Source organism: Lysobacter antibioticus, from assembly GCF_001442535.1.
Taxonomy (GTDB): Bacteria; Pseudomonadota; Gammaproteobacteria; order Xanthomonadales; family Xanthomonadaceae; genus Lysobacter; species Lysobacter antibioticus.
In genome coordinates, this window is sequence record NZ_CP013141.1 from 3,755,682 (window position 1) to 3,771,257 (window position 15,576).

11 protein-coding genes and 1 riboswitch are annotated in these 15,576 nt (G+C 66.7%); of the genes, 3 read left to right on the top strand and 8 right to left on the bottom strand.

Going from position 1 to position 15,576, the window contains the following annotated elements; translation table 11 throughout:
• Positions 1 to 88: 88 nt before the first annotated feature.
• The 3 genes from GLA29479_RS25985 to GLA29479_RS15250 all read right to left on the bottom strand — a co-directional run bounded on the left by GLA29479_RS25985 (position 89) and on the right by GLA29479_RS15250 (position 3,258).
• Entirely contained in the window at positions 89 to 1,633 is a 1,545-nt protein-coding gene (locus tag GLA29479_RS25985) for a M91 family zinc metallopeptidase (protein WP_057972078.1), read from the bottom strand.
• A gap of 135 nt (positions 1,634 to 1,768) precedes the next feature.
• Positions 1,769 to 2,269 (bottom strand): discoidin domain-containing protein, encoded by a 501-nt coding sequence (locus tag GLA29479_RS15245; protein ID WP_057972079.1) that lies wholly within the window; start codon positions 2,267 to 2,269, stop codon positions 1,769 to 1,771.
• Positions 2,266 to 3,258, bottom strand: coding sequence for a sterol desaturase family protein (locus tag GLA29479_RS15250; RefSeq protein ID WP_057972080.1), 993 nt, complete (start codon positions 3,256 to 3,258; stop codon positions 2,266 to 2,268). The genes GLA29479_RS15245 and GLA29479_RS15250 overlap by 4 nt, the downstream gene beginning before the upstream one ends.
• A 342-nt stretch (positions 3,259 to 3,600) precedes the next feature.
• On the opposite strand from GLA29479_RS15250, the gene ppa reads away from it, so the two are divergent.
• Positions 3,601 to 4,155 carry an inorganic diphosphatase gene (gene ppa, locus GLA29479_RS15255; RefSeq protein ID WP_031370347.1) on the top strand — a complete coding sequence of 185 codons (555 nt, stop codon included), beginning with the start codon at positions 3,601 to 3,603 and terminating at the stop codon, positions 4,153 to 4,155.
• Positions 4,156 to 4,443: 288 nt separating this feature from the next.
• Here ppa and GLA29479_RS15260 read toward each other — a convergent pair whose 3' ends face one another.
• From GLA29479_RS15260 to GLA29479_RS15270, 3 genes are all read right to left on the bottom strand, one after another.
• Positions 4,444 to 7,392 carry a TonB-dependent receptor plug domain-containing protein gene (locus GLA29479_RS15260; RefSeq protein ID WP_057919106.1) on the bottom strand — a complete coding sequence of 983 codons (2,949 nt, stop codon included), beginning with the start codon at positions 7,390 to 7,392 and terminating at the stop codon, positions 4,444 to 4,446.
• Between the two features lie 575 nt (positions 7,393 to 7,967).
• Complete coding sequence (locus GLA29479_RS15265) at positions 7,968 to 8,873, bottom strand: helix-turn-helix domain-containing protein (protein ID WP_057919107.1); 906 nt, start codon at positions 8,871 to 8,873, stop codon at positions 7,968 to 7,970.
• A 143-nt stretch (positions 8,874 to 9,016) separates the two neighbouring features.
• Positions 9,017 to 11,329 (bottom strand): winged helix-turn-helix domain-containing protein, encoded by a 2,313-nt coding sequence (locus GLA29479_RS15270; RefSeq protein ID WP_057972081.1) that lies wholly within the window; start codon positions 11,327 to 11,329, stop codon positions 9,017 to 9,019.
• Between GLA29479_RS15270 and GLA29479_RS25355 the strand changes: the two genes are divergently transcribed.
• The gene (locus GLA29479_RS25355) at positions 11,328 to 11,498 is read left to right on the top strand and encodes a hypothetical protein (protein WP_161786062.1); all 171 of its coding nucleotides are present in this window, start codon (positions 11,328 to 11,330) and stop codon (positions 11,496 to 11,498) included. The two genes, GLA29479_RS15270 and GLA29479_RS25355, sit on opposite strands and share 2 nt — an antisense overlap.
• 96 nt (positions 11,499 to 11,594) lie before the next feature.
• Here GLA29479_RS25355 and GLA29479_RS15275 read toward each other — a convergent pair whose 3' ends face one another.
• Together GLA29479_RS15275 and thiC are read right to left on the bottom strand one after the other, a co-directional pair.
• On the bottom strand, positions 11,595 to 12,281 hold the full coding sequence (locus GLA29479_RS15275; RefSeq protein WP_057972082.1) for an ion channel: 687 nt from the start codon (positions 12,279 to 12,281) through the stop codon (positions 11,595 to 11,597).
• Between the two features lie 332 nt (positions 12,282 to 12,613).
• A complete protein-coding gene (gene thiC, locus GLA29479_RS15280) occupies positions 12,614 to 14,491 on the bottom strand; it encodes a phosphomethylpyrimidine synthase ThiC (protein ID WP_057919110.1) in 1,878 nt (625 codons plus the stop codon).
• A gap of 80 nt (positions 14,492 to 14,571) precedes the next feature.
• A riboswitch (TPP riboswitch) is annotated at positions 14,572 to 14,680 on the bottom strand.
• A 106-nt stretch (positions 14,681 to 14,786) separates the two neighbouring features.
• On the opposite strand from thiC, the gene GLA29479_RS15285 reads away from it, so the two are divergent.
• Entirely contained in the window at positions 14,787 to 15,449 is a 663-nt protein-coding gene (locus tag GLA29479_RS15285) for a hypothetical protein (protein WP_057972083.1), read from the top strand.
• The last annotated feature ends 127 nt before the right edge of the window (positions 15,450 to 15,576 follow it).

The window sequence follows — 15,576 nt, forward strand, 5'->3', positions numbered from 1 at the left end:
CAGTCCAAGGCCGATGCGGCCCTTTCCAGGCGGCACCGGAGCGCGCGTACCCGAGTCGCCGCAAAGGCGAACGCGGCGCCGGCGAGGTTCAGAGCGTATAGCTCGGCCGGTCCGGCAGGCCGAGTTCGCCGCGGATGCCGTTCTCGGTCAGATGATCGGGATTGGCGGTGGTCTTGGGCGTATTCGGATCGCCGTCGAAATCGTAGGCCGGTGCGCTGGTCTCCAGGCCGACCGCCTGGCGCTCGGCGTTCGGCACCTCGCCGTTGTCGGGCCCGGTGCCGCGATAGGTGCCAGGCTGGAAGGTGCCGGTGACGCCGTTATAGGCGTGCGACATCTCGTGATACAGCACGACCACCGGCGCCGGGAACTCGGCCATGTGGAACGAGGGGTTGTAGCTGATCTGCACGTCGCCGCCGGCGCCGGGCTTGCCGTTGGCGATGTCGGCGTCGTTGCTGAAGGTCTGGGCGTAGCCGTTGTGCTCGTTGGCCAGTTCCTTGATGGTGACGGTGTTGCCGCGCGCGGCGGCCTGGTCGAACTCGGCCAGCATCTGCTGTCCGTTCGGCGAGCTGCGCAGGAACTCGATCTCGGCGCCGACGCGTTGTTTGAACGCGTCCGAGCCCTCGATGGTCACGCCCTTGCTGGCGCTGATCTCGACGTTGATCACCGTGTTGCGGGCGCCGGTACCGGCATTGATGAGGTCGCTGGCCTGCTGCGCGTACACGGTGTCGTGGCCGGAGCGGTTGTCGACCGTGTCCTTGCCGGCGCCGGTATAGACCGCGTCGTCGCCGTCGCCGCCGCCCAAGCTGTCGTCGCCGAGGCCGCCGGACAGCATGTCCTTGCCGGCGCCGCCTTCGAGCGTGTCCTGACCCTGGCCGCCCTCAAGGAAGTCCACGCCGTTGCCGCCGCCGAGCGTGTCGGCACCGTCGCCGCCATAGACCACGTCGTCGCCGTCGCCGGCATCGAGACGGTCGTCGCCGCTGTTGCCGAACAGATCGTCGCGGCCGGCGCCGGTGGCGACGGTGTCGTTGCCGAGGCCGCCGTCGATGCGGTCGTTGCCCGCGCCGGTGGCGATCTTGTCGTCGCCGGCGCCGCCGTCGACGACGATGTTCACCTTCACGTTCGAGGCGACATTGATGGTGTCGTTGCCGGCGCCGCTGCGGATGGTCAGCTCCTGGTTCTCGCCCAGGCGCACCTCGTACTTCTCGCCGTTGATGCCGACATCGAGGGTGCCGTCGTCGCGCTGGGTGATCTGCACGTCGTCGTTCTTGGCGCCGGTGGTCAGCACGACCTGGTCGCTGCTGACATAGGTGCGACCCAGGCCGGCGTCGGCGAGGGTCTGCTCGCGCGCGATCGAGACTTCGGCGCCCTGGTGCAGCGGATCGATCCGTACGGTCTTGCCGTCCGGCGTAGTGCCCTGGGTGCGCTGCCGCGGATTCGTGTCGCTGCCGTCGATCGCCACCGCCTCGTCCAGCGCCGGGCGGTCAGGCTCGGCAAGCTCGGCGACTGTCGTGTCGGCGACTGCTGTTTGGATGACAGCTGGCTCGGCCAGACGGTTCGGGTCGGCGGCGACCGGATCGTTCCAATAGGTGTCGGTCGGCGGCGCGGAACGGGTGGCGTCGAGCTGTACGGACATGGCAGGCCTGCGATGGACGGAGTACGAGCCTCCTAGATACGCAGACGTATGGCCGCATCCAAGCTAGGGCGTACCCACGCTAGGGTCGGCCCCAGTACCGATGCCGAGCCGATGCCGAGCCGCCGCGAGACGCGGTCACCAGGCTTCCAGCTCGTAGATGCGGGTCGCCGGGTCGGCCGGGTCCTGCGCCGGCTGCGCGATGTCCAGGCGCACATAACGCGCCCGCGTCGGGGCAATGCGATGCACGCTCACGCCGTCGACGTTGTCGTCCACCTTCACTACCTGCCGCCAAGTCGCGCCGTCGCCGGAAACCGACAGCGCGAAAGCGCGGGTGTTCATGGCGGCCGCTTCGCCGCCGGCTTGCGCATGCTTGACGGTGAAGCCGCGCAGCTCGCGCTCGGCTTGCAGATCGACGCGCAGCCAGGCCGGCCGCTGCAGCGAACAGAACTTGTCGTGGGTCTTGCTGGCGAGCAAGCCGTTGACCGCCTTCTGCGCCTCCTCTCCGGGCTTGCAGATCGCCGAGCCGGTGGCCGGGCGATGCAAGGCGAGATTGGTTCGCGCAGGCTCGCCCGCGCAGACCATTGCGGTCGGCAAGGCCGCCGCCAACCACAGCAACGCGATCTGCCGACGCTTCATTGCGCCCCCTGCTGCGCCAGCCAGGCACGTTTGCTGACCTCGGCGGTCTTGTGCTCGCCGTCGTGGCTCCAGCCCGGCGGCATGATCGGATACAGCAGTTTGTTCTTCCATCCGGGCGCGGCGGCGACGTCGCGCGACAAGGCGACGAACTCGCCCAGGTAGGCATCGAGAAAACTGCCGGGTTTCAGCGGCCGGGTGATGCCGTACTCGATCCGCACATCCTCACGCTGCGGCTGATAAGTACGGAACACGCGGTCCCAGACATTAAGCAGATTGCAGAAATTGGTGTCCATGTAGACCGCATTGCGCGCGTGATGCACGCGGTGGTGCGCCGGCGTCAGGATCACCCGGTGCAGGAACCCCAAGCGCCCGTCCTTGAGCGCGTGCTCGCCCAGGTGGATGAACTGCCCCCACAGCCCGTCGACGAACATGATCAGCAACAGCAGCGGCGGCTCGACCCCGGCCAGGATGCAGATCGTGGTGCGCACCAGATCCGCGTACGGCGCCTCCAGGAACAGGTGGGCGTAGTTGACCGACAGATTCATCGCCACCGGCGCGTGATGAGTCGAGTGCAGGCACCACAGCAAGCGCACCTTGTGGGCGAGGTAGTGATAGACGAAATGGGCGAACTCCCAGACCAGGTAACCGTAGATCAGCCCGGGCACGCCGATGCCGACCTGGAACGGCGCATACGGCTGGAACAGGCCGATGCACAAGGTCACCACGCCGAAGGTCAGGAAGGTCGAGATCAGCCGGTTGGCCAACAGAGTCAGGAACGGGAGTTTGTAGTCCTCGAGCTTGAAGCGGCGCTGGGCGATCGTGCGCAGCAGCTCGTACACGAGCAGGATCGGAATGACCGGGTACAACAAGGCCGCGGCCCCGTCGGCGCTCAGCAGCGCCCGGTAGCCCTGCTCGGCCACTAGCTGCAGCAAGGCCCCCAGGCCGAAGAAACCGATCAGCTCCTGCTCGACATAGCCCCACCACGCCATCGTCGCTCCCCGCATTTGTATCGATCTAAATGCAGGATTAACACCCTGCGCAGCGAGCGGCAAGCACACCCGCCGGGAACTGGGCCCTGCGCCCGTTGGACGGCGCCTGGACGTTTTGGACGCGGCCCGCAACGGCGCCCAGCGGCACCGCGGCTGACGCACGGTTCGCCGCCGATGCATGCACGAAGCCGCAGCTTTGTCGCCGCTTGGACGTTTACGCAGACGCCGGCCCCCGCCCGAACCCGCCCAAGCTGCGTGCTGCAACGCAGCACCCGGCCGCGTAGAATGGCCCTCTTTCTTTCACCGCCCGCCTTCCGGCGGGCCTCAGCAGTCGGAGCACACATGGGTCTGGACCTCGTTTCCACCGGCAAGAATCCGCCGCACGAGATCAACGTCATCATCGAAATCCCGAAGGATGCCGAGCCGGTCAAGTACGAGGTCGACAAGTCCTCCGGCGCCATCTTCGTCGACCGCATCCTGTCGACCCCGATGCGCTATCCCTGCAACTACGGCTATGTCCCGCACACCGTCTGCGGCGACGGCGACCCGGCCGACGTGCTGGTGATCCTGCCGCTGCCGCTGATCCCCGGCTCGGTGATCCGCTGCCGTCCGGTGGCCGTGCTGAAGATGTCCGACGAAGCCGGCAGCGACGAAAAGCTGCTCGCCGTGCCGGTCGACAAGGTCTTCGCCGGCTACAGCCACATCCACGACATCGAACAGGTCAGCCCGCACTGGCTCGAGCGCATCGGCCACTTCTTCGAGCACTACAAGGACCTGGAGAAGGGCAAGTGGGTCAAGCTCGACGGTTGGGGCAACGCCGAAGAAGCCAAGAAGATCCTGGTCGAAGCCATCGAGCGCTACGCGGCCACCTCGGAAGAAGACAAGCCGAAGTTCTGATCTTCGATACGTTTGCACAAAAGCAAAAGCCGCCTTCGGGCGGCTTTTTGTTTCCGGGTCTGACTCGCTTATGGCGCCTCATGCGTCATCGCCTTGCCAGATAAAAGGCAGCTACTTTCTGTTCTTTCCAAAAGCGCCGGCTCACGGCACTCGCCTCTTCGTCCACTCTCGCTGTTTTATCGATTTAGCCCAGAACCAACGGCGACAACATCACCGGCCGCTTACACCACAAAAAACTACGGCCCCTTTCGGGGCCGTAGTCGTATTGCGGGTACTACCTGACGCTTATCAGAAGCGCTGGGTGTACTTCATGTACACGAAGCGACCGATGTCGAAGCTGCCGTTGTACGAGAAGCTGCTGTTCGGCTGGCTGTACATGGTCTGGCCGACGTGGTCGAACACGTTGTTCGCACCCACCGCTACCGTGGCGTTCCACGGGGTGTTGTAGCGGACCTGCATGTCGTGGAAGGTGTTGCCGCCCACTTCGCGGATCGGCTGGATGCCCTTGTAACCCGACTGGTAGTTCGGCTTGTCGCATTCCGCGCCGCCGTTCAGGTCATACGCGCACTCTTCCTTCAGGCCGGAGTAGTAACGCACGCCCCAGCTCGCGCCGAAGTCGCCGTAGCTCCAGTCGGCGTTCAAGTTCGAACGCACGCGGAAGTTGCTGGCGCCGTCGGCGACCCAGCTCGTACGCTGCTCGACCGGCGTGGTGGACTCGCCGTCGCGCTTGTATTCCAGGTAGTCGACGTAGGTCGTCTTCCAGCTGAACGAGAAGTTGCCGAAGCGGGTGTCGGTCAGACGGTAGGCGACGCCGAGGTCGTAACCGGCCGTTTCCTGGTAGCCGCCGTTGATCAGGTTGCGGGTCACGCCCACGACCTGGCCATCGGCATCGCGTTCGAAGCGGCTGCAGGCCGAATCGATGCCGAGCACGTAGCAGTTGTTGAGGATCGAGGTGACGGTTTCAGCCGCGATCACGTCGTCGATCTTGATCTTCCACCAGTCCAGGCTGATGTCGAGGCCGCTGACGTAGCTCGGGCTATAGACGAAACCGATGCTGGTCGACTTCGAGGTTTCCGGCATCAGGTTCGGGTTCGAACCGGACAGGAAAGCGCTGTCGGACTGGGCGTTCGGGCCGGTGGCCGGACGGCCGCCGGAAGCGACCTGGCGGAAGTTCGCCGGGACCGCGCCGCCGCAACGGGTGGCGACCTGCGGGTTACGCACGGCCGAGCCGAACGAGGTGTCGCAAGGATCGGTGTAGTTGTCGAAGCTCTCGCTGACGCCGCCGTACAGATCGGCCACGGTCGGGGCGCGGAAGCCCGTCGCGTAGGTGCCGCGCACCAGCAGGTCGTCGATCGGCTTCCACTTCAGGCTGAACTTGCCGTTGGTGGTGTCGCCGAAGGTGTTGTAGTCCGAGTAACGACCGGCGAGGCTGAACGACAGTTCCTTCGCGAAGGCCACGTCGGCCAGCACCGGCACGGCGAGTTCGACGTAGAGCTCGTCGAGCGAGTAGCCGCCCTGGGTTTCGCTACCGGCCAGGTCGGTGCTCAGGCCCGACTGCAGCAGGGCGTCCGGCGAGTAGTGCGCCGATTCCTTGCGGTGCTCGTAACCGGCCGCCAGGCCGAGATCGCCCGCCGGCAGCGTGGCGAGCACGCCGCTGAGGTTGAGGCTGTAGACCTCGGTCTTGGTGGTCGAGGTGTCGTGGGTCGGCAGGTACAGGTACTTCTGCAGATCCTTGTTGTTCAACGAACCCGGTGCATTGACGTCCGGACCCAGCAGCGGGTTCCACGCCAGGCAGTCGGCGATCGGGTTGGCCGCGGTGCCGCAACGGGCCACGCCGCCCGCGTCGATGAACGACGGACCCAGGGCCTTCTCGGCGTGCGGCAGGTACAGGTTGCCGGTGCCGGTCTTGACGCCCTTGTTCTGGTTGTACATGTAACCAGCGTCCCAATCCCACGGCTTGCCGGCCAGTTCGAACGAACCTTCCAGGCCGCCGCTGAAGCGGTAGGTGGTCAGCTCGGACTTGGTCTGGCGCGGCACTTCCCAGCCACGGCGGAAGAAGTCGGCGTCACGACCCAACGGGTTGAACGCGCTGCCGGCCTTCAGGCTCAGGTCGCCTTCGTAGCGATCGCTGAAACCGGTGGAACGGAACGGATAGCCGGCGATCTGCTGGACGGCTTCGCGGTCCGTGTACAGGACGTCGGCCTTGGCGCGCAGGTTGTCGGTGATGTCGAACTCGGCATTGGCGAACACCGAACGACGCTCCAGGCCGGTCGACAGATACATCTGTTCGTTCGCGTTGGCCATGTCCGTGAGACCGTTGGTCTCATGGAAGTTGTTCTTGTCCTTGGTATTCGTCGTACCACGGTTCGCCGTCAGGAGAATGTCGTTGTCCGGATCGGCATCACCAAGGGTATCGATCAGCGTGCCCCACTGATTGATGGCACTCCAACCGTTGCTACGCACGCCGCCGTTCGCGCCGCCGAGATCGGGGAAGGGATGGCCACGACCGTTCGGGTAGCGAGTGAAGGCGCGATCGCGGGCCATGACCGGATCTTCCTTGCTGTACTCGGCGCCCAAGGTCACCGAACCGCGCTCGCCGGTCTGGCCGACGACGAAGTTATAGACTTCCTTGTTGCCGTCGCCCTGGCCGTACTGGCCCAGGTAGGCGCTGGCTTCGAGGCCGTCGAAACGCTTGCGGGTGATGATGTTGACCACGCCGGCGATCGCGTCCGAACCGTACAGGGCCGAAGCGCCGTCGGTGAGGACTTCGATGCGCTCGACGATCGAGCTCGGGATCGCTGCCAAGTCGGAGTAACCGCTGGAGCTGATGCCCATGCGCTTACCGTCGATCAGCACCAGCGTGCGCTGCGGGCCGAGGTTGCGCAGGTCGACGTACTGACCGCCCACTTCTTCGCCCGACGACAGCGCGTCGGCGCGCGAGATCGCCGGCGAACCGGTGGCGGTGATGTTCTGGACGATGTCCGCGACGCTCGTGAAGCCCTGCTTCTGGATGTCGGCGCGCGTCATCGTGACGACCGGCTGCGAGGTTTCCAGATTCGCCTGACGGATGCGCGAACCGGTGACTTCGATGCGGTCGAGGGTGGTGGTGGCCTGATTGGAGGCGTCGGCTTCCTGTGCGCCGGCGATCGCCGGGATCAGGGCCGACACTAACGCCGTGGCGATGGCGGACGGCAGCAAGCCGTACCGCGCCGCGGGGCGCAGACTGCGATGGTTCATCTATCTCTCTCCAGTAATCTCGTTATGGGCGTGTTAAAACGCTTTGCAAAAGTACGACCCGCAAGCCGTTGCTGCTTTGCCCTTGAGGCCGGGAGACTTTGCCGATTGAGTCGTCGCGGTCGTGGTCACAACGCAACGATGCAATCAAGCGCCGATGAAAACGCGATGCGCACGCCGCGATCGATCGTCGACAGCGAGTCGATGCGACGACACACTCAGGCGACGCACAGGTTTGCGCGCGCAGACGAGAAAGTTTGCCGATGCTGTCGATGCGCTCGGCATGAACGACCGATAAATCGAAACGGCGGCGAGCGCGGCATCGCACCGCGCTCGACTGCGCAACGATTCAGCGCAGGTTGCTGGAGAAATAAATCGCAATGGCGCTGCGTGCTGGGAGATCGCGTGCGGCGATCGTGCCGGGCTGGCCCTGCGCTCGTGGCCGGGGCCACGATCCTCGCCGAAGTTTCGATGCGCGCGCGGCGCGCATTCGAAACTTCAGCGGTCGTCCTGCTTACGTATTGCGGTGTTGCGTACGGCGCATGCGCCGATCCGCGTGTCGCGACAAACGATGCGGCTTATGCGGCCTTGCGCAGCGGTGCGGCCGCCGGCTTCGCCGCTTCCAGCTTGGCGCTGGCGGCTGCGCTGCGGTAACGCGTGGCCGAGGTGCCGAAGCGTGCGCGGAAGGCGCGGGCGAAGCTGCAGCAGTTGTCGAAACCGCTCGCCGCGGCGACTTCGCCGATCATCATCGAGGTGTTCTTGAGCAGATCGGCCGCGTGCTCCAGACGCATGCGCGCCGAGGCCGCCTGCGGGCTCTCCTCATAAAGACTGTGGAAGGTCTTGGAGAAGTACCAGCTCGAGAAGCTGGTCAGTTCGGCCAACTCGCTGATCCGCACCACCCGGTCGCAGTTGCCTTCCAGGTACAGGCGGGCGCGTTGCAGACGGCCGAACACCTGGCGCTTGCGGCTGCGCGAGCGGCCCGGGCAGCGCTGGATGCGTGCGGTCAGCTCGCGCTGGACGCCGGCCAGGTGCAGCAGGATCGGACGCAGGGCGTTGATGTCCAGGCCGCCGTCGGCCTCGCCGTTGCGGGCATGGGCCTGGCGCCACAGGCGCAGGGCGATGCGGGCGTCGTGGCGGCTCATGCGGCCGCGGCCGGCATACAGGCTGCACTCGGCGAGCCGGGTCATGGCCTTGATCGCGTCGGCGGTCAGGTTGAGACCGACGCAGACGCCGTAGCGGTCGGCCTGCAGGACCGGCTTGGAGTCGCGTTCGAACGCGATCCAGTCGCCGCGCTTGAGGCGGAACTTACCTTCCTTGGCTTCGACCCAGGAGCTGCCGCGCAGCTGGACCCAGATCGAGAAATGCGTGCCCGACAGCTGGGCGCTGCCGAGACGGGAGACGCCGACGCAACTGGCCTGAATGGCGGGATCCTGAGCGTCCAGCTGCAACAGCTGTCCGCGATCCGCCCACAATGCTTGCTCCATTGGTCCACCTCATGTGCCGAGAATGAGGTGTTGTTTTGCCTAAGTCCGGCGCGCGACTTCAGAAATTTGACGGAGAGTTAGGCGAATTCGGAACGACGTCACAACCGAAGCTTTTCCGAAAGCACATTTATTTGCAGAATCAATCAGTTGAGCCAGCCGGGCACGAAGGTCTTCGGCTCTTCGGGCAGGTCCATGTAACCGATATCAGCGCCGTCCCACTTGGCCAGGGCCAGATAAACGGCGTCGCCGCGCGGGCTCAGGCTGAATCCGTTGATCGCCGAACGCCGGCTTTGGTCCAGGCACAGGACCGACGGCGGCAACTCCGGCGAGGCGATCCGGCGCAGCAGTGACAGGCAGGTCGGCTGCTGATCGAGATAGCGCAGCTCGCCGGTCTCGGTCGCCACGTCCCAGAGCCGGTAGCGGTCGGCGACCGGCTCGCCGTCGTCGATGCGACGCACGCTGGCCGGGGTCAGGGCCAGGTCCGACTGCCACAGCCCGGCCTCGGTCTGGCGGGTGAACAGCAGACGGTTGCGGGCGCCGTCGACGCGGACCTCGGAAACATCGGCCAGTTGGGTCAGCAGGCGCCAGGGCGTCAGCCGGCGGTCGAACAGATTCAGGCTCAGGCGGCCGTCGCCGGTGCCGGCCAGGACCAGCAGGCGATGCGGGTCGGGCAGTTGCACGGCCTGGATCGGGTCCGGCAGCGGCACCGGCAGCCGAGTGACCCGGCCACTGGCCGGGACGATCTCGTGGACCACGTTGCGGCCTTCGGCGTCCGGCCCGACCACGGTCACCCGTGCGCTGTCGCTCGACCACGACGGCGCATAACGCGTTCCGGGCTGCACGCCCTGCAGCATGCGCAGCGAATCGGGCTGGTTCATGTCGGCCCACCACAGATGGGTGCTGCCGGAGCGGTCGGAGACGAACACGATCTGGTGCGCGTCGGGGGCGATGGTCGGCAGGATGTCGCGCGCCGAGGACGGGAACAGCGGGTCGACCACGTGCACCGCGCCTTGCGAGGTGTCGCCGAGCACCACCCGGAACAGGCCGAAGTACGGCTTGCGCTGGACGAAGGCCGCGGCCGGCCGCGCCGCCGCCACCGCCGGCGCCTGCGCCGACTCGATGCCGAGGTCGCGGGCCTGGCCGGTGTCCAGGTCGAGACGGAACATGCGCGTATCGCCGTCGATCATCCGCCCGAACAGAATGTTGCGGCTGTCCGGCAACCAGTCCCAGCCGCGCACGTCGGCACTGAGATGGCTCAAGCGTTCGGCCTTGCCGCCTTCGGCCGGCAGGCGCCAGAAATCGCCCTGCGGGCTGTTGCGCACGAACACCAGCCAGCGCCCGTCCGGCGAGAACCGCGGCGACAGGTCGAGGTTGCCGGCGCCCGGTTGGTACGGCACCGCGCGCCACTCGCCGCTGGCGAGGTCGAGCACGCGCATGCCGACGATGCCCTGCGGGGTCCACATGCTGCCGAAAATCAGGCCGCGGCCGTCGCCGGTCCAATCGAAGGTCGGCGGATTTCGCGAGTCGCAGCTGCCGACTTCGCGCTCGGCGCCGCCGTTGGCGGCGATCACCAGCACCCGGCACGACACCCCGGGTTCGAGCCGCAGGAAGGCGATCGAACGACCGTCCGGCGACCACGCCGGCGCGCTGTCCTCGGCCTGGCCGTTCGGTTGGGTGAGCTGGCGCGGCGGAGTCTGATCGGTGGTCTGCACCAGGATCGCGGTGCCGCGCTGGCCTTCGGGAATCGCCACGTAAGCCACCATCGCCGCATCGGGCGACAGGGTCGGGGCGAGCTCGAAGCCGGGCATCGAGGTGATCAGGCGATACGGGCGAGGCGTATTGGTCGCGCGCGCCGGATCGACCGCCGGTGCGGCCGCCTGCGATTGCGTCTGGCGCGCGAGCGACCACCACACCAGGCCGCCGACCAGGCCGATCACCAGCGCGATCACGCCGACGATCGAACGCCAGGTGCCGCGCGGACGCGGGTGGCTCGGCAAGGGCACCGGTTCGACGCGCTCGTCGATCAACGCCGCCGGTGCGGTCGATATTTCAACGTCGTCGGCTGGCTCGTGGTGCGTGGAGGCCGCGCTCTCCTGCGGCAGCCATTCGACCTCGGCCAGCAGGCGGTAGCCGTTCTTGGCGATGGTCTCGATGTAGCGCGGATTACCGCGGTCTTCGTCGAAGGCCTTGCGCAGTTGGGTGATGGCCTGGGTGACCACGTCGTCGGTCGGCAAGGTGTCGGGCCAGACCTCGGTCAGCAGCGCGTCGCGGCTGACCACCCGGTCGGCGTGTTCGACGAGCACCAGCAGCACGCCCATCGATTTGGGCGTGATGCGGCGAGGCCGACGGGCGCCCGGTGCGCGGATCTCGCGCAAGGGGATGTCGACCAGGCACTCCCCCACCCGCAGCTGCTCGGCGGGCGGAGTCGGTAACGATGGCTCGTGAATTCGCGGCATGAATCCTGCTGATGATGCGCACTCGCCCGCCGCCGGTCATGTGCCTGAACGCATGGGCGGCGAAACGACAAACCGACATATCCGGCATGGCGCGATGGCGCAATCGGAAAAGCGCGTTGGAACCGCCTATTCTAGCGTCCGCGAAGCTGAGCCGGACCTGTTCGAGTGACGCAGGCGGCCTCAAACCGGCCAAAACACCGGAACGTATCGTTCCAAAAGGGCCCAAGACCCGTGCAATGCCCTGTAACGCGAGGGTGTTAAGGCCTCACGGCCGGTCGTTGCGCAGGATGGTCAGGCCGATCAGGCGCGAGACCACTGCGGCGATGTAGCCGACCCCGGCGAGCTGCTCGAACATGGTCAGCACCCGCGCCGCCGGGCTGATCGGCAGGATGTCGCCAAGGCCGACCGCCGACAGATTGGTGAAGCTCAGGAACAGCAGCTCGAGCCAGGTGCGCGGCTCGCCCGGGCGTTCGGCGCCGATGAAACTGCCCGGGTACCAGGCCTGGCAGACCAGGAAGGCGTAGGCGAAGCCCCAGGCCAGCAGGGTGAAGGTCGCGCCAGCGGCGAACAGCTCGTCGGCGGTCACCCGGTGGTCGCTCATCATGTACGCGATCAGGGCGCTGGCCGCGTAGAAGTACAGCGCCGCCTCCAGCGCCGAGGAAGCGATCAACAGACCGGGGCTGGCGTACAGCACCGACAACACCGACAGCACGAACGCCGGCACCGCGATGATCCAGGCGATCCATTTGATCGCCGGGCTGCGGTTGACCACCCATACCGCCAACGCCAGCACCAATACGCCGAACGCGCCGAACACCACCCGTCCGCCGCCGGCGGGCTCGAACAAGGGGTAGACGAGCAGGCTCAGCAGCTGCGCCGCGAGCAGGAAGGCCGAGGGGTGGCGTCGCGCATGGACGCGCCATTTGAGGGAGGTGTAGCTGCGGTCGCTCATGCGGCGAGAGTGTGCAGGACTTGGCGGACGGCGCACAGAGGGGTGAGCGCGCAACCGCTTCAAGGGTAGCAGCGGCGCGGGCCGCGCCCCACCGAAGAGGCCGAATACCACGCCAGCCTCCGCAGCGGCAGGCATCCGGATCGCACTCGACCAGAGCCGTGGGACTTCGGGGCTTCGGGACTTCGGGGCTTCGGGGCTTCGGTTACTGCGCTTTCGTACGACGCTTCGGTTGGTCGCGGCTTACGCCGCTCCTACAGGAGAAGCGGCGCGATGTTGGAAATCCAGCGCGACGCCATCGCGTCGCGCCGGACCTTCTCGACGATCCGCGACGATCAGGCGCGACGATAGACTTCCGCGCCCTGGGCGCGGAACTCGGCGGCCTTTTCGGCCATGCCTTCGTCGAGCGCGGCGATTTCTTCGACGCCGTGTTCCTTGGCGTAGTCGCGCACGTCCTGGGTGATCTTCATCGAGCAGAAATGCGGGCCGCACATCGAGCAGAAGTGCGCGACCTTGTGCGCGTCCTTCGGCAGGGTCTCGTCGTGGTACTCGCGGGCGCGCTCCGGATCCAAGCCGAGGTTGAACTGGTCTTCCCAACGGAACTCGAAACGCGCCTTGCTCATCGCGTTGTCGCGCGCCTGCGCGCCCGGGTGGCCCTTGGCCAGGTCGGCCGCGTGGGCGGCGATCTTGTAGGCCATCAGGCCTTCGCGCACGTCGTGCTTGTTGGGCAGCCCCAGGTGTTCCTTCGGGGTGACGTAGCAAAGCATCGCGGTGCCGAACCAACCGATCATCGCCGCGCCGATCGCCGAGGTGATGTGGTCGTAGCCCGGCGCGATGTCGGTGGTCAGCGGCCCGAGGGTGTAGAACGGCGCTTCGCCGCAGACCTCGAGCTGCTTGTCCATGTTCTCCTTGATCAACTGCATCGGCACGTGGCCGGGGCCTTCGATCATGGTCTGGACGTCGTGCTTCCAGGCGATCTTGGTCAGTTCGCCCAGGGTTTCCAGCTCGCCGAACTGGGCCGCGTCGTTGGCGTCGGCGATCGAACCCGGACGCAGGCCGTCGCCGAGCGAGAAGGCCACGTCGTAGGCCTTCATGATTTCGCAGATTTCCTCGAAGTGGGTGTAGAGGAAATTCTCCTTGTGGTGCGCCAGGCACCACTTGGCCAGGATCGAGCCGCCGCGCGAGACGATGCCGGTCACGCGCTTGGCGGTCAGCGGCACATAGCGCAGCAGCACGCCGGCATGGATGGTGAAGTAATCCACGCCCTGCTCGGCCTGTTCGATCAAGGTGTCGCGGAAGATCTCCCAGTTGAGCTCTTCGGCGCGGCCGTCGACCTTTTCCAGCGCCTGGTAGATCGGCACCGTGCCGATCGGCACCGGCGAGTTGCGGATGATCCACTCGCGGGTTTCGTGGATGTGCTTGCCGGTCGACAGGTCCATGACCGTGTCGGCGCCCCAGCGGATCGACCACACCAGCTTCTCGACTTCCTCGGCGATGCCCGAAGACACCGCGCTGTTGCCGATGTTCGCGTTGACCTTGGTCAGGAAGTTGCGACCGATGATCATCGGCTCGCTTTCCGGGTGGTTGATGTTGTTCGGGATGATCGCGCGGCCGCGCGCGACTTCGTCGCGAACGAATTCCGGGGTGATGATCTTCTGGATGTTGGCGCCGAAGCTCTGGCCCGGGTGCTGGGTCAGCAGATGGCCTTCGCGGATCGCTTCCAGGCGCTGGTTCTCGCGGATCGCGATGTATTCCATTTCCGGGGTAACGATGCCGCGGCGCGCGTAATGCATCTGGGTGACGTTGGCGCCGCCGATGGCGCGGCGCGGCAGCGGCCGGTTGCCGAAACGCACGTGCGCCAGCTTGGGGTCGTGCTCGCGCTTGCGGCCGAACTCCGAGGACAGGCCGGCCAGCGCTTCGGTGTCGCCGCGCTCGGCGATCCAGGCCGCGCGCAACGGCGCCAGGCCAGCGGCCAGGTCGATGACCGCGCCGGTGTCGGTGTAGATGCCCGAGGTGTCGTAGACCGCCAGCGGCGCATTGTCTTCGCCGCCGAAGATGGTCGGGGTGCGTGCCAGCGCGATCTCGCGCATCGGCACTTGCAGGTCCGGACGCGAGCCTTGCACATGGATCTTGTGCGAGCCTGGGATCGGGCGGGTGACGTCGGCCGACAACTTCTCGGCTTGCTGGATCAGTTCGCTGGGCACCGCATTCATCGGAGTTCGTCCTGTGGATAGCTCTTTGAGCTTGGCTCATTCGAGCCGGGACGAAGCGGGCGGCGCGCGGACGCGCTGAAGGCGCCTCCGGCGAAGCTTCCCTACGGCGGTCTAAACCGCATCAGGTTCGAAGGGTCTGTCTCAACCACCGGGCCGTTCAGGCCATCGGCGGTACCCCCGCTTCAACGCGCATTAGACATGGAAACCGGCGACGGCGCCAATCCGGCCGGGCCGCGGGCGGTGCCCGGCGACGGCCGCGATTGCCCGCGATGACCGGGCCGGCTAGGGTTCGGCGATGAAACCGACCCTGCCGCGCCGACGCGCCCACCTCCTGCCCGCCCTTGCCGCGCTCGTCGCGGCCCCGCTGGCCCTGGCCCTGTCCGCCTGCGCCGGCCCGGCCGCGAAGCCCGGCCCCGGCATCGCCGCGACCACCGCCACAACGACGGCCACCCGCTCCGATCTGCTCGACCGCCTGCGCCCGTTGTGCGGCAAGGCCTTCGCCGGGCGCGTCGTCGTCGACACGCCCAAGAGCGCCGACGACCCTTTCGCCGGCAAGCCGCTGGTCATGCACGTCCGCGAATGCAGCGCGAACGAAATCCGGGTGCCGTTCCATGTCGGCGACGACCGCTCGCGCACCTGGGTGCTGCGCGACGACGGCACGCGCTTTAACCTCAAGCACGATCATCGCCACGCCGACGGCAGCGCCGATGCGATGACGCTTTACGGCGGCGATTGGCGCGAGTCGCCGCGCGCCGGTCGCTACGAGTTTCCCGCCGACGACGAAAGCAAGGCCTTGTTCGGCAAGCTCGGCCGCGCGGTCTCGATTCCCAATGTCTGGGCGATCGAGATCGACGAGCGCCGCTTCGTCTACGAGCTCGCCCGCCCGGGGCGATTGTTCCGGGTCGAATTCGACTTGACCCAACCGGTGCCGGCACCTGCGCCGCCGTGGGGCAGCTAAGCAACGTCTGACACACCGACACTCGCCAGGCCACGCCGGCTGGCGATAATGCGCAGCCGCTCCTTTCGTGATCGTGCTGCGCGCACGCCCATGACCCGCCGATGCCTTCGCCTCGGTCCATCGCCCA